Genomic DNA, 22,322 nt, shown 5'->3' on the forward strand with positions numbered 1-22,322 from the left:
GGATATTACCGATTTCGGTGCTAAATTGCGACAAAATCCGCGTTTTTATGACCTTTTCGACCTCAAATCTCAGAGATTGTTGTAGTGAGATTGTTACAGCTTGTGTCTAGATAAAAATCATGACAGCTTTTTCAACGGGATTTCATGCTTTCTGGTAATTATAGCTTCGTTGCTAGCGCCCAAAAATATCGGTGCGAAGCTTACCGATTGACGTTTGATATGACGTGATACTAGCCAATAGGTAGCAAACGTCATAGCAAAGCTACCCAATATCACTAACGGCTCAGGCAAGGTGAAAACATGAAAGCCAATACTCGCTGTTGCGATAAGCGCGAGTAATGGGCATATATATAGCACCATCGATGCCCATAATAATTGTTGCTCGGGTATCCCTATTTTTACACTTTGCCCCACTTTTAGTGGATCGGGGACGGCAATCTTAACGTGTTCAGGTTTAGGGGAGAAAGTTTTTGCAACAAGCCCTGTGCCACAGTTATCCTGTGCAACGCAGCTTCCGCAGGTCGTTTTTACTTTCGTTTCGACCCATGCATAGCCTGGCTCAGTTGCGACGACTGTGCCCATTTCTTCAATCATCTTGATTATCCACAATGACAATGGACTCAGCGATTTTTTCAGCAGTCACGACAGGGATTTCACCAACCACCGTCACCTGCACACGCCCATCTGTCTTAGAAATCACTGCATGACTGCCAGTTGCAACAGCTAGGTCTTCTTGAAACGCTTCGTTGGCATTCATGACATATACCGACACGTCCACTAATCCGTCAGACAGCAACATATATTCTGTCATTTGCCCGGTGCGTTGAATTCGATGAACATCTTGCTTCAACACGCGCATGCCCACAGGTAAATATCCAGCTTGCCACAATAACTCACGAGAGCTCTGCGCATTACTGGTAGATACTTGTGGCAACTGGTCTACAGAGAAATTTGAAAACACCTGATTGACGCTTTGAGAAACCGTCAGTTGTGTTACCTGAATTTGCTCCAACAAACTACCGTCTAAGTCATACATATCTAGCTTCAACAAAAGGCCCGTTTGCTCATCAAGCCATAGATGATAACTAAATCTGGTTTTATCCTTACTAATCACGCGTATTTGCTGCGCCATGCGTGCTGAAACGCGATTTCGGCCCATCAACAGAACATCATACGCCGCTGATAAATCAAAGCCCTCGTATATAAACGCTTGGGGAATGGGGCCTTGCACATGACTACCTTGCACACTATATGGTGCATAGCCGGGTTCAAATATGCTTAATCGCCCCATATGAGCAACTTGCTCAAAGCCTGGGCCATTTAGCAAGCTTAGCTGTTCAATGGGTGATTGATTGGGCATAACGCCTCTGCGCCACATGTACGGCATAGTCTCGCGCTGATTGGCAGAGACCACAAATATGATTTCAAATGCACTATTTTGGGTATTTTCTACCAGTCGTTGCATCCAAGATTCAGCAGACAGCGGGTTAAACGTGCTTGTGTCGTCTTGTGAGTCAACACTCTCGGCACTTTCTTGTGTGGGTGAGGCAACTTGTTGCGAGATTTCTTGCGCAGAAGTGTGAAATACAAAACTAAAAAAACCAACAAGTGCGATACATAACCGCCAGTGCTGGTTTTTTGCTGACAACTGTTTCATCGCCTATGGTTGCGCAGTGTCGTCTTCGTTTAAGCTTTTCTCTAACGTCTGTTTTAACTTCAATTGACGTTGGTGATCTTCAATCAAGGCGTTTATATGTCGGCGTTGTTCGAGAAGTTGCTGCATTCTGTCTTGCTCAATAGTACGAGACTGTTGCAAGCTAACCGGCGATAGACCACCTTGCGGACCAATTACAGGAGGCGCCGTCGTAAAGGGTTGCGTTATCTCAGGCTGGTTTACCGTTTGATACCCAAATATGACCATCGCGGTAACACTAGCCACCATCGCTAATTGACTGCTTTGCTTAACTATCGGGATGACCGCAGAAACCACTGGCAATTCTTTCCAAGTACGTTTTGGCGCCACAATCGCTAATTCATTTTCAAGCGCCGCAGCAATATCTTGGCTGACATCAAACTTTACATCTGAAGACATGTCATTGCGAAGTAAATCGCGAGTGAGGTGATAGCTTTTCCATTTTTGCTGCAAGAGTGGGTCGTCAATTTTTGAAACTGCTTGTGCGACGTCATCACACTCACCGTCAACCATTGCCGAAATTTTCTCAAATTCTTGTGTCATACACCTTTCCTGCTTTAAAAGCCTTGCCTGCTGTTGTTCGACCACAGTGCTAGTTTACCTAACTTTTAACCTGCACCCAATACTAATTTTGATGTGACCTTTAACCTTACTAATACTCTGTTAACGGCACAATCACTTTATCTATTGCTTCTCGAGCTCTAAAAATACGTGACCTAACGGTACCCACAGGGCATTCCATCACGGCCGCTATTTCTTCATAACTCAACCCTTCAATTTCACGAAGCGTTATTGCTGCTCGCAAATCGTCAGGTAATGCCTCTATTGTTGCAAACAGCTTCTTTTGAAGCTCATCGGACAATAGTTTTCGCTCTGGTGATGCATTTTCTTTCAATGCATCACTACCATCATAATAATCCGCATCTTGCGCATCTACATCGCTAGCAGGCGGTTTTCTGCTTTGGGACGTAAGGTAATTCTTTGCGCTATTTACGGCAATTCGATATAGCCATGTGTAAAACGCACTTTCGCCTCTAAAATTTGGCAACGCCCTATAGGCCTTTATAAACGCTTCTTGAGTAACGTCGGCCACATCCCCTGAATTCTTTACATAGCGTGAGACAATATTCATCACTTTGTTTTGATGTCTCACTACAAGAAGGTTAAATGCGTTCTTATTGCCTGATTGAACCATTTTTACCAATTCTTGATCTGTATTTTGCTCGCTCATTAAAGCCATTACTCCTTTATTGCTTAATACTATGGCTCCGGCAAGTGTATGTATTGACCGACACAATCTGATTAAGTTCGAAATATTATAAGTATTATATAAAAATAATCGAGCGATTGTATTTTTGCACCAAAACACTAGTATTACGTTCTTCTTTATTAGAACTTATTTGTTTGGACTTACTTTCACTATGGCAGACACAATAGAACATCGTTGCGACCTTCTGGTAATAGGTAGCGGTGCCGCTGGGCTGAGCTTAGCCCTCAAAATGGCCGAACACTGCAATGTCATCGTGCTAAGTAAGAGCGATATTAATGAGGGCAGTACTCGCTATGCACAAGGGGGCATTGCCGCTGTTTTTGACGATGATGACAGCATAGAAAGCCATATTGCGGATACTTTAAACGCTGGCGCCGGTATTTGTGACGAGAATGTGGTGCGATACACAGCCGAAAATGCCAAACGAAGCATGCAATGGTTGATCAGTCGAGGCGTGCCCTTCGATCAAGAGCAAGATGAGCATGGCAACCCACGTTTTCACCTGACACGCGAGGGCGGACATAGCCACAGACGCATTTTACATGCTGCTGACGCTACCGGTGAAGCGGTGCAAAGCACGCTATCTGATAATGTAACACAACACCCCAACATCCACATTTTTGAACGATACAACGCCATTGACTTAATCAAGGCCAATAAATCAGACCAGCGCTGCATTGGTGCATATGTATGGAATCGTAAGAAGACCCGTGTAGAAATTATTCGTGCACGATTTGTGACCTTAGCAACTGGTGGCGCGAGCAAGGTCTATCAATATACGTCTAACCCAGATGTATCGAGCGGAGATGGCATTGCTATGGCTTGGCGTGCAGGATGCAGAATTGCAAACATGGAGTTTAACCAATTTCATCCCACTTGTTTGTATCATCCCGATGCGGGGAATTTCCTAATCAGCGAAGCACTTCGTGGCGAAGGTGCATTTTTATGCCATGCAGACGGCACACCGTTTATGCACAAGTTTGATGAACGTGGTGACCTAGCCCCTAGAGATATAGTCGCTCGCGCTATCGATTTTGAAATGAAGCGCCTCGGCGCAGATTGTATGTACTTAGACATTAGCCATAAACCCACAGACTTCATAGTAAAGCACTTTCCAAACATTTATCGAAAATGCCGCTCCTTAGGCATTGATATCACACGACAGCCTATCCCTGTAGTGCCTGCGGCGCATTATAGCTGCGGTGGCGTAATGACCGACCTAAACGCCAAAACCAATCTAGAAAACGTTTACGCCATTGGTGAGGTTGCTTATACCGGTTTGCACGGTGCCAACAGGATGGCCAGTAACTCCTTGCTAGAATGTGTTGTATTTGCTCATGCATGTGCTAATCATATTTTAGCGCATTTTGACGAACCCCATAGCCAATGCACTATTCAGCCATGGGACGAGAGCCGAGTTATCGACTCAGATGAAGAGGTTATTATTCAACATAACTGGCATGAGCTGCGTTTATTTATGTGGGACTACGTTGGCATTGTTAGAAGTGATAAGCGCCTTGAACGAGCGATGCGAAGAATCAACCTGTTAAAACAGGAGATAGATGAATACTACAGTAACTTCAAGGTTAGCAATAATATGTTAGAGCTGCGTAATTTGGTATGCATTGCGCAACTGATAGTGACTTGTGCAATGATGAGAAAAGAAAGTCGTGGCCTTCATTACAACCTCGACTATCCAAATTTGCTTGAAAATGCAGGCCCAAGCATCATTCAAAAGCCACTGAAATAGCGCCTTATATGATTATTTTTCAAGTGGTGTGATACAACCAATTAAGTGAGGATTAAATCGGTGATGAGCGCTTGGCTTCTCACTGAATAAACTAAAGTCCAAGCTGTTATCTTTACATGCTTTTACCGTGCACTCGACATCCACCGGCAATACAATCGGTTGTTTGAAAAGCGCCTTTATAGATACATTGGTTCGCAAATCAATTTGATGTGAACGCTGTAAAGCAGATAGCGCCAAGGCGTGTGAGTACATACCATGGGCAATGGCGCGCTTGAAACCGAATAAACGTGATGTCAGTGGCCATAAATGGATAGGGTTGTAATCTCCCGAAACCCTTGCATATTTACGCCCAATATTTTCACTAAAGTTAAGTTTTGTAATGCGCGTTGAATTAGCCACGACTTCCGGAGTCAGTGTACAATTTTGCAGCAGCGTGGCATCAGTGAACTTACTGAGTCCCTCTTCAAACAAAACCTTACGGGTTCTCGCTAGATAATAGCTCGTGGCTTTTAATGCAACGGTACCTTGCTTACTCGCATCTGAATGAATCTCAAACACATAACCACGCTTATGTGAATAAATGCGGCCAAAGTAAGTGTTTAATTCTAATGTGTCGTCTTTTTTAGGAAGTTCAAACACATTAATACGATTGGCTAAATGCACCAAACCTAGCGCTTTAAACGGAAAAGGTGTTTGCGTCATCATGCTAAGTTGCATGGGCAAGGTCAAGGTTTGAATATAATTGGGATGAACCTGATTTTCTTCGCCAGGAAGCCAATTCACCAAAGCATGATAGCTCTCATAATGCTCAGGCGAAATAGTATGCAGCTTTCGCAATGTTTCTTGCGGCATTTGAGGCGCAGTTTTCGCATCATAGTCCGGGCGATAAATGGCGGCTTTTGCTAGCAATGTTAACATAGGGCTATCTACACTCCTTTTGCATCGAGGTACCAAACAATATGACGATGAAACGCTCGAAATGCGCGTGAGTTCATTTGCCACTTGGTAAAAAAATACCGTTGCACATCACAACTTTGCTGCTGCGGCTCACTGCGTATCAATTCAAGCCATACGCCAAACGAATTGGCCTTTGATTTTTTACCGATCATATAAGCGACCGATGCTCCACCCTGATACAAAATAATATTATTATTTTCATGATTTAAGCTGAAGTATAGTAAAGAGTTTGATGTATGCCAGTGATAGTGAGTCAAAGCAGCAAAATATAGTAGCGGCACAAAAAATAGGGATAAAAAGAATAAAGACAAGCTAGTCTGAACACTGAGAAACAACACGAGTAGCATGCAGATGGCGGTATTGACAAGCATTAGCCAGAAATTTCCGTCATCCTTGACGAAGATAGATATCATAAAAAAAGCAGTTGCTTATTAACTTGCGCTTAACTTAACACGTGAGAGCACAGTTGATACCATCTCAGAAAATTCTGGATCCTGACAGGTTTGGTGCCCCATAAACCACGCGAAAAGGTCTGGGTCATCACATGTCAATAAACGCTCAAACGTCACTTGTTGTTGCTCCGTAAGATCATCAAACGCTTGCTCGACGAAAGGTAACAATAAAACATCTAATTCAAGCATGCCGCGGCGGCACGCCCACTTTAATCTTGCAATTCGTTTTGCGTCAAACATAGTAACTCCTTGAAACAGTGCGCAGAGACTAACATAGTTTTTTATTCGTCTGTACTGGACTAAAGTAGACAGACAAAAAATTCTTCTTCTACCCTTGTAAAGATATATCTTCACCCGCACGTTCCTTACTTAACCAAGGTGCTTTTAGCAAAGGAAAAGTATGGCTTCGTTTTTAGTAAATCTGGCTTCGCGTCATCTAGTGAGTATCAGTGGCGAGCAACGTGATGAGTATTTGCATGGTCAACTTACCGTCAATACCAAACAATTTGACGCAAAAAAAGCACGCATAACTGCCCATTGCGACTTTAAAGGCAAAATGTGGTCAGTGTCTATATTGTCTGCGTTTGCACAGAGTTATCATATGCTGATGCCCCAGGCCAGTGCAAAAGAAACATTGACTCAACTGAAAAAGTACGGGGTTTTTTCAAAAGTCGCTATCGAAGATACAACCGCCCAATGGCGCATCTTAGGTGGGAGTGGCGAAGCGGTGAATGCATCTCTACAAACATTATTTCCTGATCTCACGAACGAACACTTAGGCGTAACCAGTAACACATTTGGCCAAGTCATCACGTTCGACGATACAACTGTGAGATATCTAGTGACACTTAACGAACAAGGGTTTATTCGTCTGAGAGACGCTTACGCTGACAGCATTGGCGACGACGAAACTGTCTTTGAGCTACTGGAAATTGAAGCCGGACTTGCCTTTTTACAAGACAATACCGTTGGCGAGTTTGTGCCTCAAATGCTCAATCTACAAGCATTAAACGCAATCGATTTTGACAAAGGTTGCTATATGGGGCAAGAAGTTGTTGCGCGCACAAAATTTCTCGGTAAGAACAAACGTGCTACTTATATTTTAAGCAGCGATAAATCGCTCCCACTTGACACCATTGCACCTGGTGCGACACTTGAAAAGTCTGTCGGTGAGAACTTCAGACGGGGTGGAACGCTATTGACAGGAGCAAATGGTGAAAATGGCAGCAAGGTTTTAGCGGTGCTGGCGAATGACACTCAAGTAGGTGATGTGTTACGCTTAAAAGACTCTGGTGAGCAATTAACTGTTTTACCACTTCCGTATTCATTAGAAAATTAGCAAACGGCCGGCAAGACGGTCTATTGGAAACATAATATGCAAATAGCCGACAACCTAGTCGTAACGCTACACTACACCGTAAAAACAGCCGAAGGCGAAGCCATTGATTCTTCTATAGACAAAGAGCCTATTTCGTTTATTCAAGGCACTAAATACATGATCGCAGGTTTAGAAGACGAACTTTACGGAAAAGAAAAGGGCAATACCTTCGAGGTGACTATCGCGCCAGATAAAGCTTACGGGGAAAGACATGACCAACTGGTACAACAGGTGCCAGTGAGTATGTTTGAAGGCATGGATGTTGAAGTGGGAATGAGCTTCAGAGCCACCACAGACGAAGGCGAGCAATCCGTGACTATCATTGACAAAGATGATGAACACGTCACCGTCGATGGTAATCATCCACTGTCTGGTTTAACGCTGGTTTTTGATGTGTCGGTTGAAGATATTCGCGAAGCCACCGCAGAAGAGTTAGAGCATGGCCATGTTCATGGCCCTGGCGGTTGTGGTCACACGCATTAATGAAAAGCAGGCGCTCCCAACTTAGGTCAGCGCCTCTTCATTTTGTTCACCCGTTCTAATACGAATGGCTTGTTCAACATTGTAAACAAAAATTTTACCGTCCCCGATCTTACCTGTGCGTGCCGCTTCGGTGATAACCTCAACAGCTTGGTCTACCAAATCATCAGACAAAACAATTTCGATTTTTATCTTTGGCAGGAAGTCGACTTTGTATTCAGCCCCCCGATACAACTCTGTGTGCCCTTTTTGACGCCCAAACCCCTTTATTTCTGTGATCGTAAGCCCAGAAACACCAACGGCAGAGAGACCCTCTCTAACATCGTCTAACTTAAAGGGTTTAATAATTGCTTCTATCTTTTTCATAGGATTATCACTCTGCGTCGTAAATAGTAGGGATAGGAATACGTTTATGTTGCGTCCGCTGATATATAGCAATTAGTTTTGCATCAGCTTGGTCATCATGGCTCTTTCCTTCGAGAAAGTCATCTATTTGTTCATAGCTTAATCCAAGTGAGGCTTCATCAGCAAGCTGTGGATTCAAGGTTTCTAGGTCAGCGGTTGGCGCTTTATTGATAATCTTTTCTGGCGCCCCCAAAAATCCAGCAATTTGTCTGACTTGGCGTTTACTTAAGCCAAACAAAGGCGCCATATCGCATGCGCCGTCGCCGTATTTAGTATAAAAGCCTGTGATATTTTCAGCCGAGTGGTCAGTACCCAACACTAATCCTTGTGTTAGCCCCGCGATATCATACTGAATTGCCATTCGGGTTCGCGCCTTTGCATTTCCTTTTACAAAATCATCAAGTTGTCGATCGCTCACAGATTTGCCAATCGCTTTAAGGGCCGCGGTAGCACTATCATGAATGGCGTCGGCGCCTGGCTTCACATTTGCGGTAAGTTGCAAAGATGGCTGAATAAAATCGATGGATAATTGCGCATCTTCTTCATCTGCTTGCGTACCATACGGCAGTCTTACCGCGATGAACTGATATTGCGCATCCCCTTGATTGAGTTCGTCTACGGCCAACTGCGCTAATCTCCCAAGCGTGCATGAATCAATTCCGCCGCTAATTCCAAGCACTAGTGTTTGCAACCCTGACGTGAGCAATTGTTGTTTAATGAATGCTACCCGTCGTCCAACCTCAAAAGCGGGGTCTATACTTGGGATAACTCTCATTTCTTGTATAATGGCTTGTTTCAAGGTACTTATCCTCTGAGTAATTTAATATATGTGGTGGCATGCAACAGGTATCAATAAAACTATCAAAGTTTACGATTGTATACCTTAACTGGAACAAAATAATATATAGTGTACTCGCTAGAAATGGGGGATTGAAGTGATAAATAATCTGGGCGGGAAAAAACGTCAACAAGGCGTGACATTATTAGAGATGATGATTGCGCTTGCGGTATCTGCAATAGTGCTAACACTCGTTGCGCCAAACGTTCAAAACATATTGACCAAAAATCGAATTACCGCCGAGATTAACGAGATGAGTGGTTTGTTGCAATTCGCTCGTTTTACTTCAATTGACCAACGCACAACGACCATCGTTTGTCCGTCATCTGATTTTGAGACGTGCAGCAACGATTGGGACGCGCCAAAAATCGTCTTTATCGATGCTAACGGCAACGATAGCCGAGACAACGACGAACCCTTGCTTCAAAGCTCTCAAAATATATCTAGAAACAACAACATGACGAGCACTGCGAATCTTATACGCTTTTTAGATATAGGCGGAACCGACACGCCTGCAACTATCACCCTATGTCCAGATTCTAACGAAGCGACATATGCCCGCGCTCTTTTCGTAACTTTACAGGGCCGTTCACGCATCAGTACTGACGCGAATAACGATGGCACCCATGAAGACGCCGATGGCGACAACATCACTTGTTAACGGTTTTCCGTTGCGGGCTTTGTTTATTTAAAAACGCTTTCCCATTATTCGGCCACACATATTACGTTTCGATATTTAAAAGAAGCCGCTTGACGTCCAAAAAGAAAAGTAAGGCCAGTAGCTAAATTTAAGTGCAGAATGTGCAAGCGATCACGAGATTAGACCTTTTCTTTTTTTGTTCTAATTTGCCTATCGATGCACCAAATGATAAGCCCTATTACCGCAACAATCGATAGCTCAACCCAAAGTTGAAATGAAAAAAATCGATTCATAATAAACGCAGTTAAAAAACCGCATAACATGAGAAGAAATGACCTCATATTCCGTACCTCTTTATGGTTAGATAGAGCACCGCAGTGCTCTATCGGTTAGTTATCAATAAAGCAGATTAAACTTTTCTCGATTATTTAAAAAATAATCATTGCTATCAGAAAAGTCCTGCTGAGACCAAAGCACTCCATCATTATAGGCATCACCACTAAAAACATAATCTAACGCTTTTCCCGCAGCGTAACCTAATACAAAGTTTGCCACTCCACCATCGATGTTGGTGAGTTGTTCCTATTTAAACTCTTTCATATTTTTCATTCCTTTGATTAACTTGCACAATTACAAGTCACTTAATCATAATGTTCAGACCCTAATTATTAAACTGCCACTTTGTTCGGCATTTCCCTTTTACGATATCCAGCATTTGCATTCTACTGAAGAAAAACGGTGCTTAACTAGACGCCTTCGCAGGCTACGCTTGTGATTGCGAACCGGTTTAGCATTTTTCTTGCTACGCAGAAGATACAAAACAACTGACAATAAAAAGGGCCTGCACATAAATATGCAGGCCCTTTAAAAACGTTAATAATAAACGACTAACAGCTCCAGCAAAACTCATTTGCAGCAATGGCGCCACTGTCGTCTTGGTCCCAAGCTTTGCGACCATCGCTAAATATGACAATAATGCCGTCATCTTCAACCGGCGTGCCGCTAACCGGCGTTGCCACTAAGCGATACGTTAGTCCATTAGCGCCAACTTCATCGATAGACAAATCGTATCTTCTATCGGCTGGCTGTTCAGTTGCAGGTGAGTAAGTTGCAAAAATAGCGGGAGCACCAGTATCAGAGCCTCCAGCTGCAGCGCCAGCATAACTCATGTTTGCTGCGCTATGGCGCTCCATTGCAGACGCAAAAGCCATCAGGTCTGCCTGGGCAGCACTTCGTGCACTTGACACTATCATACTCTGGTAACTTGGATATGCGATTGAAGCGATAATACCCACTATCGCTACTACCACCATCAATTCGATGAGTGTAAACCCTTTTGTGTTGCGCTTATTCATGAACTCTTAACCTTATTCAAACGCAGCTAAGGCCTTATTAAACCTTGGCTGCTGAGTGCCGCTATTGATTACGTTCTATTTCCGTTTTCCACGATTCTTTCCTCACCCGCTCAAAGCGCCCATAAATATTCTGCGCTAAACATTCAAAGTCAGAGGTACACGCGTTTTCGTTGCCATCGGCGTCTGTTGTAATAGCCGCTGATACACATTCTGCCCCTAAACAAACCACAGGGTTAGTAATCTTGGGAAATAAAACTCGTGTATCGGGGGCGATACCGGTTTGTGCTAAATCAGCTGAGCGGTCCGCACGATCTCTCTCACCATTTTGATTCAAATCAGTGAGCGAGTTACCGTTAAACAGATTTACCAAGTAAGCACGACTATTACCTGTTGGCGGCGCACATAAGCTTTCGCTACTGCTAGCAGGCAAGTAAGTGGTAAAGAATACCTTGTAGTCTAGAATCAATGGCGATGACAACACTTTTTCACCGCCATTGGTTAAGCGGATATACCACCCGTCTTTATTGGCAAAGTCTGCAGTGGCTAAATCCCGCTCAGTATTATCTGGCGACGTAAGTAAGTGATTTGTCGCGTCGTACAAATTAGCAGCGGTCATCGAGCCACTTGGGAATGTATATTGACCAAGGGTGTCTCTTTGGAATACACCTTCATCTTTGATCATATAGAAGTTATCTTCGATGGTGGTATTCAAAGGGCCTGCTCTAAAGCCAGAACCAATGGCAACAGCATAATAGATTGCATCGCCTAGCGTGACTTCGGAAACGTCCGGACCATAAAAGAAGCGACGGTTCTCAGTTTCAGAATCACCGCCAAAATCAGCCAAACGTTGACCTTTAACAAGCTCATTTACTGGGTTGCCGTTGTAGATATCTAGGCGGAATAGTTGACCGCCCATGTCCGCTACATACATGTGATCGGCAACCCCATCGTTATCACGGTCAATCACCGAAATACGCGCTGGAATGCTATATTTCATCTCGGGCAAATTCAGAGTGGCGTTCTCATCACTAGCAGACCAAATCAAGCTACCGGTGTCTGCATCAATCATATAAACACTATTACCCATCATATCTGCAGAGCGGATTGACTTAGTATCTTGGTCCTCATCATAGCCACCACCAATGATCATGACATTGCGAACGCTGCCACCTACATCTACTTTAGTCAAGATAGGACGTGACCAGCTTTGGCCCATATTGGCGTATGCACCCTCTCCACCATCAATCTTAAAGACCAGTTTAGGACTGTCTTTCTGAGTGATGTCGAACACATAGTAGTTGTTGCCACCTCTGCGCTGACCAACATACAACCATTTCTTCTCGTCGACTTCGCGATATACCATATCGCCATCAAGACCATAAATATGATTAAACGTAGAACCATTGCGATAGAACTCTTCTAGATTCGGTAGTAATTCTTTGGGCATAATCGCAAAGTTTTCTTCTCCGCTCTCGGAGTCAAACGAGTGCAAGAACCCGTGGTTAGTCGCCACAAGTATCGCACTGTCAGTTTCAGAATAGTTCACGATCACAGGTTGTGAGTGAATAGGATCACCCATCATCAAGTTGATGTCAGTGGTAGAACCATCACCATCTGCATCTAGTACGTCAACACCGCGAGCCCACTTTAATATCTCATTTCTAAGAATCTCTGGATTTGGACGCGTTTCAAGTCCCATATCTTCAAGCGTGATCGAAGAGTTTGATTCATTAAAAGCATTACCACTAACAGCAATTGGGCCTGGCGTATCATCGAATGTGTATAAGTTGCGCACCAAGTCCAAACGACTAATAGCTCCGCCTTCGCGTACGTCATTTCCGTCTGCTAGAGGCGACCAGTAACTATGCGAGTTTTCTTTAAAGAAACCTGTTGCGCCGTCAACGGCAGGGCTACCATTTTTATCTAAAATAACGTCGCCAGCAATCTTGTACTTCTTAAGGTTGCCTGGCCATAAAGCCCCCTCAGCGGGTCTAAACAATGCGAAGTAAAGTTCATCTCTGTGGGTCAATCGGTTTAATTGGTTGACCGCAACACCTGGTGAAACGAAGGTAGTGTTCACGTCTTTGACCTGTCTTAAAATCGTTTCAAATACATTGACCAAATCTTCACTATTGCTAGCTTCGTAGAAACCACCACCACCTTGCAATGCGAGACGGTTTAAGAAGTTGTTTGCCGTAGAGTTCGCTGCAAAGCCGATTGTGTGCGTAATAATACGCGCATCGATAGGCGAGGTGTTTTGACTACTGAGGTCGCTAACTAAATCTACACCACATCTTTCACCGCCGTTGCCTGTGCAGTTGCGACCAAGAAGGTTTTGGATTTTACTGACACTGTGATTATTATTCGCTTCACCGTCCGACAACAACACGATGTGATTATTAGTTTGACACTGCAAATCTTGGATCGGCGAGATGTAGGTAGCAGGCGCTGGAATGAACTCGTTCATACAGTCTGTATCATTGAGGTTCGCATCAGTACATCCAAACGGTCTTACTGGGTCAGCACCAATATATGAAAGCCTATTACTCACGCGTGTCGCACGTCGTACAGAATTACTAACGTCGGCCTCCCCACGTTTGCGGCCATAATCTACATTTAAACCGCCATAGTAGCTAGTCGCTTCATATAAGGTATCGACGATAGGAGTGAAGCCACTTGGACTAAGCTCATTCACGCGGCTTATTAAACTTTGTCTAACGGTTGATTGACTGCCAGGCACAGCGTTACCTTTATATTCAATAACTAACTGTGGCGCACCAGATGCTCTGCCTCTAAATGTATAGGCACCGCGTTTTGCGTTTGTAAAGTTATCAAAGACAAACATCATTTCGTTGTTTGCTTGCCACCCACTGCGATTGACAATCTCTTGAACAATATTTCTTACTGACGGTGTTTCGTAGGTTTCATTTCGAGTCCAAGCACCAATATTATCCCAGGTTACAGATGCACCCGTTTTAGGCTTGTTACTGAGTAGATATCGTGTGTAAGGCGAGAAATTATTAGGATCATCCTCTGCTACCCCGCGAATCCTCATACGCGCACCATTGCTGCTGTCGCCTGAATGCGCCGTGAATATTATATGAGCATCTACAATCTCAGCGCCTTGAGGGATATTCAGGTTTTTAAATCTCACACCAATGTATTCGTTAGTACCATCTCTAAAGGTTAGCTCATTCCCCGTCGACTGAGTCCCGTCTGGACGCTCCTCTGCGTTTTCATTTTGCTCATCTACTTGATAAATGAACGAGCCTTGCGTACAGCCCGTTGCCGTCGATTCGTCGTAGGTAATGATTAATTGTGGTGAGCGGCTATCGCCTTCATCGTAACTAAACGCGCGGCGGTTACTGCTACTTATGCTACTTTCACCCTCGATAATTAGGCTCAAATCGTTGCCACCACACCAGCCAGAGCGACCAATTACTTCTTGGATCACATGAGAAATATCAGGTGATGTTGTTATTTCTTGTGCAAGTGGGAAAGCATTATTAAATACCCACTCTAAGCTGTTTGAGGTTTTATCGCGACCGGAGATATTGTCATTTTGCGTGGTGAAGGCAGCAGAGTCGTCTTCATCTTCGGCATAAATGGTCAACGTACTTGCTGACGTATTGAGCTGCGAACTGATAAAACGCACGCGTGCGCTGGTAATGGTAGCGCCTTGGGGTATATTAACGTTTTGATATCTCAAACCCGTTGTAACTTCACTCGTTCCCTGGGTTAAGATGAGTTGATTCGAATTAACGACTGGGTTGCCGTCAATTTCATATGCATCGTCTTGCGAGTCTTTCACTGGAAGGATAATTTCCGGTTGAACAGGCGTATCAATACCTCGCACTGGAAACAAAATAGGGCCGCCATAGTCAGAAAAACGCATAAGACCAGCATTGATGTTTGTGGCGTTTTCTAACGCTTGATTAAGCGCTATTTGCACACGTTGCATTCGTGACTGTGAGCCACCATCGCGGTTACTCATACTTCCCGAAGTATCCATAATAAATAATACATTAGGATTGTATGTGACCTGCGATTCACTGGTTCCCAGATAAATCTCTAAATCATCACCAAAGGCACTTAGACTGATGAAAAAACTCAGTGCAAAAGCGGTAAACGAACACGCTAACTTCTTAATAGACATATACTACCACTCCAAACTAATTTGTTGCTGGTGCAAAAACTGACGCTGATAAGGTATTTGCAACTGCGTAGTTACTACCATCGGCTTGACCGCACCCTCTCACCAAAAAGACGTGACATTTAATATTTGTTCCACCAATCACATTGCTTGACCCTCGGCACGCTTGCTCACGAACGAATGCCGTTTGAGACCAACTATCAACCCCACCCTGCTCGCTGTATGTCGCTGTAATTGTGTGTCGCGCGCCAAAGCCGAGACCATTTGAGGTGATATCTCGGCGAATGCGGTTATCATCAAAACAACTGAGTGCATCCACGGTTAAATCAAGTTCAAGGTTTTGCCTAGCCTCTGACAATGGGTCAGTGTTGCCCACATCATTGAGTAAGATCTCATCTTCGGACTCAAAAACCACACCTGCGATCGCCGCCTCAGCAGCGTCAAATGAGAGTGAACTGCGCTCTAAAGAAGATGCCATTTTCGTTTGTAGCAAGCTACTTGACACCGAAGACACACCTAACACGGTAATGGACAAAAGCACCAACAGGGCAAATACCATTACTAATCCTTTTTGCTTATTCATTAAGCGCTCCCCCTAACAAAATTACTCATATTACGCAGCGTGATAGTTGTTTCAAACTCTTTGTACAAGCCTGTATCTGGCGCCGTGATCGTATCTTCATTTAACAGTTTAAACGTTTCCGCTTGTTCCAGATTCACTTCACCTTCGCCCTTTATCACCAATGCAATGCGCAATGCGACAACTTGCGAATTTGCGGCATAGGCCGCAGCTAAACCATCTGCCTCGATATATCTGACCGGACGTGAACGTTCGTCAACAGCGTTCGCATCGGTTATTCCATACAGTACTTGAAAATTCAAAACGTTATCTAAAATAGTAAAGGCTGCATGACCATTATGGCCTTCTGCCGCTTTTTGACCTCGTAAGAAACGCCCGTCAAAGCCACGACACTTTAATTCGTCGCCTTCTAAAAAGTATTCGTTTACCACATAAAAAATCTGGTCAGGATTGGCTACTGTGTTGTAACCCAGGTCATAACCTCTGCAATCTCTTATCCCTTGTAAGCTAACGACCAAACGGTCACTGTTAGCAGCGCCGCCGCCTTCTTGCGCACCAAGGGCTGCTCTAGCGACAAAATCACCGGGCACTGGAACAGGATGTGTTTGTAAGAATAGTTCTTCTTCGGCAAGGTCAATAAGACCGCCTAGGTCGCTTATATTAGGGTCTAACACATCATAGAGACCCACCATCATAAGCTCTTGCCGCATTCTTGAGACGATAAAACGCCCACTCTCTTGGGCGCTGGCGACTGCTTTATTTAATTTATCTGTCACGCTGTTACTGACAAGAATCTGGATAACTGCACCAGAAATGATGAGCCCTAGCGCCAGGGAAATCATGATTTCAATTAAGGTAAATCCTTTTTCTCTTTTCATACTAGGTCTCATAGTGTCACCTGTATTATTACGCAGTCAGTGTCTTGGCCATTATTCGCGCAGCGTTCATTGACCACGCGCCCCTGACCCTGCCAACTTGTCGTGGGCCAATCCACTTGAATGGTATGAATAGATCCTGCCGTGCATAAGTCAGCATCACCAGGGTTTGAATCCGCACAAGTCACTGAAATAGTCGCATTTGGATTTGATTCAACCGCAGCACAAGACATTTGATATGCATCAAATACCGCAATATTGTTCGCACTGCATATGTTTGATTGACAGTCGGGAATACCCGCAGGAATGGCTTCGCAATAACATCCGTACGGGTCATTGCCAGTACAAGAGCCTAAGTTGTCGAAGTTGTAGTTGTTCGCGTCAAAGTAAGCATTGTTGACCACAAAGCCATCGGTAACTTGGGATGCAACCACACTGGCACGTAAGCGCTCACTCATCTGCTGAGCTACCATTACGGCTTGGGTACGAGAGAGAGCTTCTTTATTAGAAAACGAGCCTATAAACTGCATCGACGCCACGCCAAGCAGGCCTATAGATAGGATGAGAAGTGTAATGAGCACTTCAATCATGCCCACGCCTCGCTGGTGCTTCAAAGCCCGTCCCTTTTCAGTAAAGCATTTATTCACAATTTCTTTTCGCATCATCAATACATAACAATTGCCATGGGAGCACTATATCTAAATTTTGCAACCATTAGTTATCTTCTAGGAGTCTAAGGTATTAAATTTAGAACTCAACTGCACAAGAGTATTGTAAAACGCGCCTTGCTATCAAGTAAGCAAGCTACGAAACTTGCTTTATTCGTAATTCTTTGGGTACGGCAAACTCAACATTTTCTGGCCGGCCAGGCCTTTCAGTCGAGGTTTTTGCTCCCCACTCGATGAGTTTTTCCACTACGCCCTGCACCAACACCTCCGGCGCAGACGCACCAGCGGTAACACCAATATTCGATACGCCTTCGAGCCAATCTCGCTGTATACAGTCTTTATCGGCTATTAAGTGCGCTTTTGCGCCCATTTTCTCGGCAAGCTCTCGTAAACGATTTGAGTTTGAGCTATTTTGCGCTCCCACTACTAGCAGAATATCACAATCACTTGCTAGCTCCCTCACCGCGTCTTGACGGTTTTGCGTAGCATAGCAAATGTCATCCTTACGTGGGCCATCAATCTTAGGAAACTTCTCACGCAGGGCCTCAATAACTTCGGCAGTATCATCAACCGACAATGTGGTCTGGCTACAATAATATAATTCGTCTGGGTTGTTTACCTCAAGTGCACTGACATCAGCAATCGACTCAACCAAGTAAATACCACCGTTAGGGTTGCTGTATTGGCCCATGGTTCCCTCAACTTCTGGGTGACCATGATGACCAATGAGTACACACTCAGTGCCTTTTTTGCTGGCCCGCATGACTTCCATATGCACCTTAGTTACCAGTGGACATGTCGCATCAAATACTTTTAAGCCCCTATCAGACGCTTCGCCTCTGACTTTTTGCGAAACGCCATGGGCAGAGAATATGACAATGCTGTCGTCTGGCACTTCTTCTAATTCATCGACAAATTGTGCGCCGCGAGATTTAAGCCCATCGACAACAAATTTGTTATGTACGACTTCATGTCGCACATAAATCGGCGGGCCAAACATCTCTAGTGCACGCTCAACGATAGTGATGGCACGGTCAACGCCCGCACAGAAACCTCTTGGATTGGCTAAATGAATTTGCACTATAACATCCTATCTAACGTCAACAATTTCTACGTCGAAGACCACATCTTGCCCGGCTAAGGGGTGATTGAAATCTACGGTAACTGAATGCCCTGCGACACTGCGAATGATACCCGGCATTTCACTGCCGTCTGGCTGCGAAAACCCCATTATCATGCCTTCACTTAAATCCGCATCGGCGGCAAACTTAGTGCGATCCACATGATAAATATTATCGGGGTTTGGCATACCAAACGCATCATTTGCTGCAATATTAAACGCTTTTTTATCACCTACACGCAAGCCAAGCAAACACTTTTCAAAGTTCGGCGTTAAACTTCCATCACCCATCACCATTTTGGCAGGCTTGTTGTTCACGCGGGTGCTATCAGCGGCAGACCCGTCTGATAACTTTAAATCAAAATGTAAGATAACTTCGCTGTTATCTCCAATTACTTTTGCTGTATCACTCATGCTCTTTATCTTCTTTGTTGATAAACATATCAATAATCAAAAGCGCCGCGCCAATAAAAATCGCGGAGTCGGCGACATTAAAGGCGGGCCAATGGTACGTGCCATAATAGAAATCTAAGAAATCGATAACATAGCCGTGTAAAATGCGGTCTAGTACATTGCCTAAGGCGCCACCAAGAATAAAACTAAAGGCAACGGGTAGCAGCAATTGTTCCTTTGGAGACTTTTTTAGCCACCAAACAATCACAATGCTCACCCCAATAGCAACGGCACTTAAAAAATAACGTTGCCATCCGCCGGCATCATACAAAATACTAAAGGCAGCACCGTAATTATGCACGTACGTCAGATTGAAAAAAGACGTCACTTCTATGGATTGACGCAAGTCCATTGCGCCTACAATCGCTTGCTTGGTTACTTGGTCAAGCACAATCGCGATAAGTGAAATCCACGTAAAGCGCAATCCAGTTTGCGTTATCCAATTAGGCATATTGACGAGCCTCTCCTGAACCGTCTACATTCTCAATACATCTTGTACACAGTTCAGGATGTTTAGGATCCGAACCTACATCCTCTGTAATGTGCCAACATCTTGTGCACTTTGTACCAGGTGCACTGCTAACTTGAACAGCAAAGGTGCCATCTTCAGATAATTGTGAATCGTCTGTTCGAGCATCGATATCGGCAACTTCTGCTTGAGAAGTAATCAGTACAAAACGCAACTCATCTTCCAAACGCTCTAAGTTGTCTCGTAGTGCTTTATTAGCAAATATGGTTACCTTAGCTTCAAGCGAACTACCAATTACCTTATCCTTTCGAGCTTGTTCAAGTGCACTGTTGACTTGGGTTTTTGCCGCTAGGATAGATTCCCAGAAGCTGTCGTCCATTGTGTTAGTGACATCTGGCATACCTTCATACCACGTTTGGGTAAAGACAAACTCATCACGCTTACCAGGCATTGCCTCCCAGACTTCTTGCGCAGTAAAGCTCATAATGGGCGCCATCCAACGCACCATCGCCTCAGCAATATGATAGAGCGCAGTTTGACAAGAGCGACGAGCGTGACCGTCTGCTTTTGCGGTGTACTGACGATCTTTTATGATATCTAAGTAGAAACTACCAAGTTCAATTGAGCAGAACTGCATGAGAGACTGACAAACAATCAACATATCGTATTGATCATATGCGGCTTTAATGTCTTTTTGAAGTTGCTGCGTTCGAGACACCATCCATGCATCCAGTGCAACCATATCGTCTGGCGCCACTTGGTCAGTCTCGGGGTTGAAGCCATTTAAGTTCGCTAGCAAAAAGCGCGCTGTGTTACGAATGCGACGATAAGCGTCGGCGGAACGCTTGAGAATTTCATCACTAACGGTCATTTCACCGCGATAATCGGTTGAGGCCGCCCATAAACGTAAAATATCAGCGCCAAGCTTATTGGTCACTTCTTGAGGAGCCACTACATTGCCGAGTGATTTCGACATTTTTTTACCGTTAGCATCTACAGTAAATCCGTGAGTTAACACCTCTTTGTATGGCGCATGCCCGTTCATCGCGACCGAACTCATTAACGAAGACATAAACCATCCGCGATGCTGGTCAGAGCCTTCGAGATATAAGTCGGCCGACGCAGGGATGTCGTCACGTTTATCGACAACAAAATAATGCGTAACGCCTGAATCAAACCAAACATCTAGGGTATCGGTCACTTTGATATACTGCTTCGCATCATCGCCAATTAAGTCTTCAGTAGGGATGTCCCACCATGCCTGAATCCCTTTTTTCTCGACCTCTAATGCGACTTTTTCCATGATGTCAGCGCTATTAGGATGCAGCTCACCGGTTTGTTCATGAATAAACAATGCAATAGGTACGCCCCATGTGCGCTGTCGAGAGATACACCAATCTGGTCTACCTTCTACCATGCTCGTGATGCGCTGCTGGCCCCAATCGGGGATCCATTTGGTTTTCTCAATCTCCCTTATAGACGCAGCTCTTAATCCTTTTTTATCCATACTGACAAACCACTGTGGCGTCGCACGGAAAATAATCGGGGTTTTATGACGCCAGCAATGTGGATAGCTGTGCTCATACTTTACATTAAGCACTAGTGCGTCATGTTCTTGTAACGCATCAATAATGTTTTGATTGGCTTTAAAAACGTGTTGTCCTGCAAAGTGTGGCGTATTTTCCACATAAACACCGTTTGCGCCAACAGGGTTATACACTTCAATACCATATTGTTTACCTACATTAAAATCATCCACACCATGGGCTGGCGCAGTATGTACACAGCCAGTACCAGACTCTGTTGTCACATGCTCGCCCAAAATCAATGGCACCTGAAGGTCTAGTAATGGGTGAGTAACCAATACGTTTTCTAAGGCTTTACCTTGGCATTGCGCGAGCGTTTTATACTCAGAAATGTCATATCGCTGCATACAGCTTTCAACTAAATCTGACGCCACTACATATTGCTTGTTCGCCCCCTCTACTGATACTTCAACTAATGAGTAGTCAAGCTCTGGGTGCAAAGTAATCGCTCTATTTGCAGGGATGGTCCAAGGGGTCGTTGTCCAAATAACCACGAAAGCTGCAGAAGCATCTACGCCGAAAGCGTCGCTCGCCTTTTGCTTATCTGCCACCGCAAACGCGACATCAATAGCAGGAGAAACCTTATCTTGATACTCCACCTCCGCTTCCGCAAGCGCTGAACCACAATCAGTACACCAGTGGACTGGCTTAAAGCCTTTCTCTAGATGCCCAGAGGTTACTATCTTAGCAAGCGCACGAATGATGTTAGCTTCAGAGGAAAAATCCATGGTTTTATATGGGTTTTGCCACTCACCTAACACACCTAAACGAATAAAGTCTTTGCGTTGACCGTCTATTTGCCTTTCAGCATAAGCTCTACATTTTTCTCTAAACTCCGCTACAGATACTTTTTTACCCGGCTTGCCCACCTTCTTTTCAACCATTAATTCAATAGGCAAGCCATGGCAGTCCCAGCCAGGTACGTATGGGGCATCGAAGCCTGAAAGTGTTTTAGACTTTACAATGATGTCTTTTAGAATTTTATTCACTGCATGACCGATATGAATATCGCCATTGGCATAAGGAGGGCCATCATGAAGAATAAAAGGTGTTGCGCCCGCTCTGGCGCGTCTAATTTGCTGGTACAAATCTTTGCTGGTCCAATTTTTTAGCATTTGTGGCTCACGCTGGGCGAGATTGCCTCGCATCGGAAATGCCGTATCGGGCAAGTTCAGCGTCGATTTGTAATCACTCATAGTT

The 22,322-nt window shown here is 44.4% G+C and carries 21 protein-coding genes; 4 read left to right on the forward strand and 17 right to left on the reverse strand.

Annotated elements, in window-relative coordinates; all coding sequences use genetic code 11:
* Positions 1 to 117: 117 nt before the first annotated feature.
* From KJ365_RS15635 to rpoE, 4 genes are all read right to left on the reverse strand, one after another.
* On the reverse strand, positions 118 to 594 hold the full coding sequence (locus tag KJ365_RS15635; protein WP_214452616.1) for a SoxR reducing system RseC family protein: 477 nt from the start codon (positions 592 to 594) through the stop codon (positions 118 to 120).
* Positions 587 to 1,648 (reverse strand): MucB/RseB C-terminal domain-containing protein, encoded by a 1,062-nt coding sequence (locus tag KJ365_RS15640; protein WP_214452617.1) that lies wholly within the window; start codon positions 1,646 to 1,648, stop codon positions 587 to 589. The genes KJ365_RS15635 and KJ365_RS15640 overlap by 8 nt, the downstream gene beginning before the upstream one ends.
* Before the next feature lie 12 nt (positions 1,649 to 1,660).
* A complete protein-coding gene (locus KJ365_RS15645; protein ID WP_214452618.1) occupies positions 1,661 to 2,236 on the reverse strand; it encodes a sigma-E factor negative regulatory protein in 576 nt (191 codons plus the stop codon).
* A 109-nt stretch (positions 2,237 to 2,345) separates the two neighbouring features.
* A complete protein-coding gene (gene rpoE, locus KJ365_RS15650) occupies positions 2,346 to 2,924 on the reverse strand; it encodes an RNA polymerase sigma factor RpoE (protein ID WP_214452619.1) in 579 nt (192 codons plus the stop codon).
* Between the two features lie 190 nt (positions 2,925 to 3,114).
* On the opposite strand from rpoE, the gene nadB reads away from it, so the two are divergent.
* Positions 3,115 to 4,713 (forward strand): L-aspartate oxidase, encoded by a 1,599-nt coding sequence (gene nadB, locus KJ365_RS15655; protein WP_214452620.1) that lies wholly within the window; start codon positions 3,115 to 3,117, stop codon positions 4,711 to 4,713.
* Between the two features lie 12 nt (positions 4,714 to 4,725).
* On the opposite strand, the gene KJ365_RS15660 is transcribed toward nadB, so the two are convergent.
* Both KJ365_RS15660 and KJ365_RS15665 read right to left on the reverse strand, forming a co-directional pair.
* Positions 4,726 to 5,631 carry a MaoC family dehydratase gene (locus KJ365_RS15660; protein ID WP_214452621.1) on the reverse strand — a complete coding sequence of 302 codons (906 nt, stop codon included), beginning with the start codon at positions 5,629 to 5,631 and terminating at the stop codon, positions 4,726 to 4,728.
* A 470-nt stretch (positions 5,632 to 6,101) separates the two neighbouring features.
* Positions 6,102 to 6,362 (reverse strand): FAD assembly factor SdhE, encoded by a 261-nt coding sequence (locus tag KJ365_RS15665; RefSeq protein WP_214452622.1) that lies wholly within the window; start codon positions 6,360 to 6,362, stop codon positions 6,102 to 6,104.
* A gap of 160 nt (positions 6,363 to 6,522) precedes the next feature.
* Between KJ365_RS15665 and ygfZ the strand changes: the two genes are divergently transcribed.
* Positions 6,523 to 7,461, forward strand: coding sequence for a CAF17-like 4Fe-4S cluster assembly/insertion protein YgfZ (gene ygfZ, locus KJ365_RS15670; protein WP_214452623.1), 939 nt, complete (start codon positions 6,523 to 6,525; stop codon positions 7,459 to 7,461).
* A 36-nt stretch (positions 7,462 to 7,497) separates the two neighbouring features.
* Entirely contained in the window at positions 7,498 to 7,983 is a 486-nt protein-coding gene (locus tag KJ365_RS15675) for an FKBP-type peptidyl-prolyl cis-trans isomerase (protein ID WP_214452624.1), read from the forward strand.
* A 21-nt stretch (positions 7,984 to 8,004) separates the two neighbouring features.
* Here KJ365_RS15675 and KJ365_RS15680 read toward each other — a convergent pair whose 3' ends face one another.
* Both KJ365_RS15680 and nadE read right to left on the reverse strand, forming a co-directional pair.
* On the reverse strand, positions 8,005 to 8,346 hold the full coding sequence (locus tag KJ365_RS15680) for a P-II family nitrogen regulator (RefSeq protein WP_214452625.1): 342 nt from the start codon (positions 8,344 to 8,346) through the stop codon (positions 8,005 to 8,007).
* 7 nt (positions 8,347 to 8,353) lie between these two features.
* Positions 8,354 to 9,184 (reverse strand): NAD(+) synthase, encoded by an 831-nt coding sequence (gene nadE, locus KJ365_RS15685; RefSeq protein ID WP_214452626.1) that lies wholly within the window; start codon positions 9,182 to 9,184, stop codon positions 8,354 to 8,356.
* A 136-nt stretch (positions 9,185 to 9,320) separates the two neighbouring features.
* On the opposite strand from nadE, the gene KJ365_RS15690 reads away from it, so the two are divergent.
* Positions 9,321 to 9,884 carry a GspH/FimT family pseudopilin gene (locus KJ365_RS15690; protein ID WP_352109432.1) on the forward strand — a complete coding sequence of 188 codons (564 nt, stop codon included), beginning with the start codon at positions 9,321 to 9,323 and terminating at the stop codon, positions 9,882 to 9,884.
* Between the two features lie 866 nt (positions 9,885 to 10,750).
* On the opposite strand, the gene KJ365_RS15695 is transcribed toward KJ365_RS15690, so the two are convergent.
* The 9 genes from KJ365_RS15695 to ileS form a co-directional block, all read right to left on the reverse strand.
* Complete coding sequence (locus tag KJ365_RS15695; protein ID WP_214452627.1) at positions 10,751 to 11,218, reverse strand: type IV pilin protein; 468 nt, start codon at positions 11,216 to 11,218, stop codon at positions 10,751 to 10,753.
* Between the two features lie 61 nt (positions 11,219 to 11,279).
* A complete protein-coding gene (locus KJ365_RS15700) occupies positions 11,280 to 15,374 on the reverse strand; it encodes a PilC/PilY family type IV pilus protein (RefSeq protein WP_214452628.1) in 4,095 nt (1,364 codons plus the stop codon).
* 16 nt (positions 15,375 to 15,390) lie between these two features.
* Complete coding sequence (locus KJ365_RS15705; protein WP_214452629.1) at positions 15,391 to 15,954, reverse strand: PilX N-terminal domain-containing pilus assembly protein; 564 nt, start codon at positions 15,952 to 15,954, stop codon at positions 15,391 to 15,393.
* A complete protein-coding gene (locus KJ365_RS15710; RefSeq protein WP_250884288.1) occupies positions 15,954 to 16,829 on the reverse strand; it encodes a PilW family protein in 876 nt (291 codons plus the stop codon). The genes KJ365_RS15705 and KJ365_RS15710 overlap by 1 nt, the downstream gene beginning before the upstream one ends.
* A gap of 8 nt (positions 16,830 to 16,837) precedes the next feature.
* Entirely contained in the window at positions 16,838 to 17,440 is a 603-nt protein-coding gene (pilV, locus tag KJ365_RS15715; RefSeq protein ID WP_250884289.1) for a type IV pilus modification protein PilV, read from the reverse strand.
* A gap of 190 nt (positions 17,441 to 17,630) precedes the next feature.
* Complete coding sequence (gene ispH, locus KJ365_RS15720; protein WP_214452632.1) at positions 17,631 to 18,575, reverse strand: 4-hydroxy-3-methylbut-2-enyl diphosphate reductase; 945 nt, start codon at positions 18,573 to 18,575, stop codon at positions 17,631 to 17,633.
* 9 nt (positions 18,576 to 18,584) lie between these two features.
* Positions 18,585 to 19,028, reverse strand: a complete 444-nt coding sequence (gene fkpB / locus KJ365_RS15725; RefSeq protein WP_214452633.1) for an FKBP-type peptidyl-prolyl cis-trans isomerase — start codon at positions 19,026 to 19,028, stop codon at positions 18,585 to 18,587.
* A complete protein-coding gene (gene lspA, locus KJ365_RS15730; protein ID WP_214452634.1) occupies positions 19,021 to 19,518 on the reverse strand; it encodes a signal peptidase II in 498 nt (165 codons plus the stop codon). Before lspA ends, fkpB begins: the two co-directional genes overlap by 8 nt.
* Positions 19,511 to 22,318 (reverse strand): isoleucine--tRNA ligase, encoded by a 2,808-nt coding sequence (ileS, locus tag KJ365_RS15735; protein WP_214452635.1) that lies wholly within the window; start codon positions 22,316 to 22,318, stop codon positions 19,511 to 19,513. The genes lspA and ileS overlap by 8 nt, the downstream gene beginning before the upstream one ends.
* Positions 22,319 to 22,322: the final 4 nt, after the last annotated feature.

It is taken from the genome of Glaciecola sp. XM2, from assembly GCF_018595715.1.
Lineage (GTDB): Bacteria > Pseudomonadota > Gammaproteobacteria > Enterobacterales > Alteromonadaceae > Glaciecola.

Excerpts from the sequence above, each read along its gene's own strand:
- KJ365_RS15635 (WP_214452616.1), bottom strand. The coding sequence starts at position 594 with ATGATTGAAGAAATGGGCACAGTCGTCGCAACTGAGCCAGGCTATGCA.
- KJ365_RS15645 (WP_214452618.1), bottom strand. The coding sequence starts at position 2,236 with ATGACACAAGAATTTGAGAAAATTTCGGCAATGGTTGACGGTGAGTGT.
- rpoE (WP_214452619.1), bottom strand. The coding sequence starts at position 2,924 with ATGAGCGAGCAAAATACAGATCAAGAATTGGTAAAAATGGTTCAATCA.
- nadB (WP_214452620.1), top strand. The coding sequence starts at position 3,115 with ATGGCAGACACAATAGAACATCGTTGCGACCTTCTGGTAATAGGTAGC.
- KJ365_RS15660 (WP_214452621.1), bottom strand. The coding sequence starts at position 5,631 with ATGTTAACATTGCTAGCAAAAGCCGCCATTTATCGCCCGGACTATGAT.
- KJ365_RS15665 (WP_214452622.1), bottom strand. The coding sequence starts at position 6,362 with ATGTTTGACGCAAAACGAATTGCAAGATTAAAGTGGGCGTGCCGCCGC.
- ygfZ (WP_214452623.1), top strand. The coding sequence starts at position 6,523 with ATGGCTTCGTTTTTAGTAAATCTGGCTTCGCGTCATCTAGTGAGTATC.
- KJ365_RS15675 (WP_214452624.1), top strand. The coding sequence starts at position 7,498 with ATGCAAATAGCCGACAACCTAGTCGTAACGCTACACTACACCGTAAAA.
- KJ365_RS15680 (WP_214452625.1), bottom strand. The coding sequence starts at position 8,346 with ATGAAAAAGATAGAAGCAATTATTAAACCCTTTAAGTTAGACGATGTT.
- KJ365_RS15695 (WP_214452627.1), bottom strand. The coding sequence starts at position 11,218 with ATGAATAAGCGCAACACAAAAGGGTTTACACTCATCGAATTGATGGTG.
- KJ365_RS15700 (WP_214452628.1), bottom strand. The coding sequence starts at position 15,374 with ATGTCTATTAAGAAGTTAGCGTGTTCGTTTACCGCTTTTGCACTGAGT.
- KJ365_RS15705 (WP_214452629.1), bottom strand. The coding sequence starts at position 15,954 with ATGAATAAGCAAAAAGGATTAGTAATGGTATTTGCCCTGTTGGTGCTT.
- KJ365_RS15710 (WP_250884288.1), bottom strand. The coding sequence starts at position 16,829 with ATGAAAAGAGAAAAAGGATTTACCTTAATTGAAATCATGATTTCCCTG.
- fkpB (WP_214452633.1), bottom strand. The coding sequence starts at position 19,028 with ATGAGTGATACAGCAAAAGTAATTGGAGATAACAGCGAAGTTATCTTA.
- lspA (WP_214452634.1), bottom strand. The coding sequence starts at position 19,518 with ATGCCTAATTGGATAACGCAAACTGGATTGCGCTTTACGTGGATTTCA.
- ileS (WP_214452635.1), bottom strand. The coding sequence starts at position 22,318 with ATGAGTGATTACAAATCGACGCTGAACTTGCCCGATACGGCATTTCCG.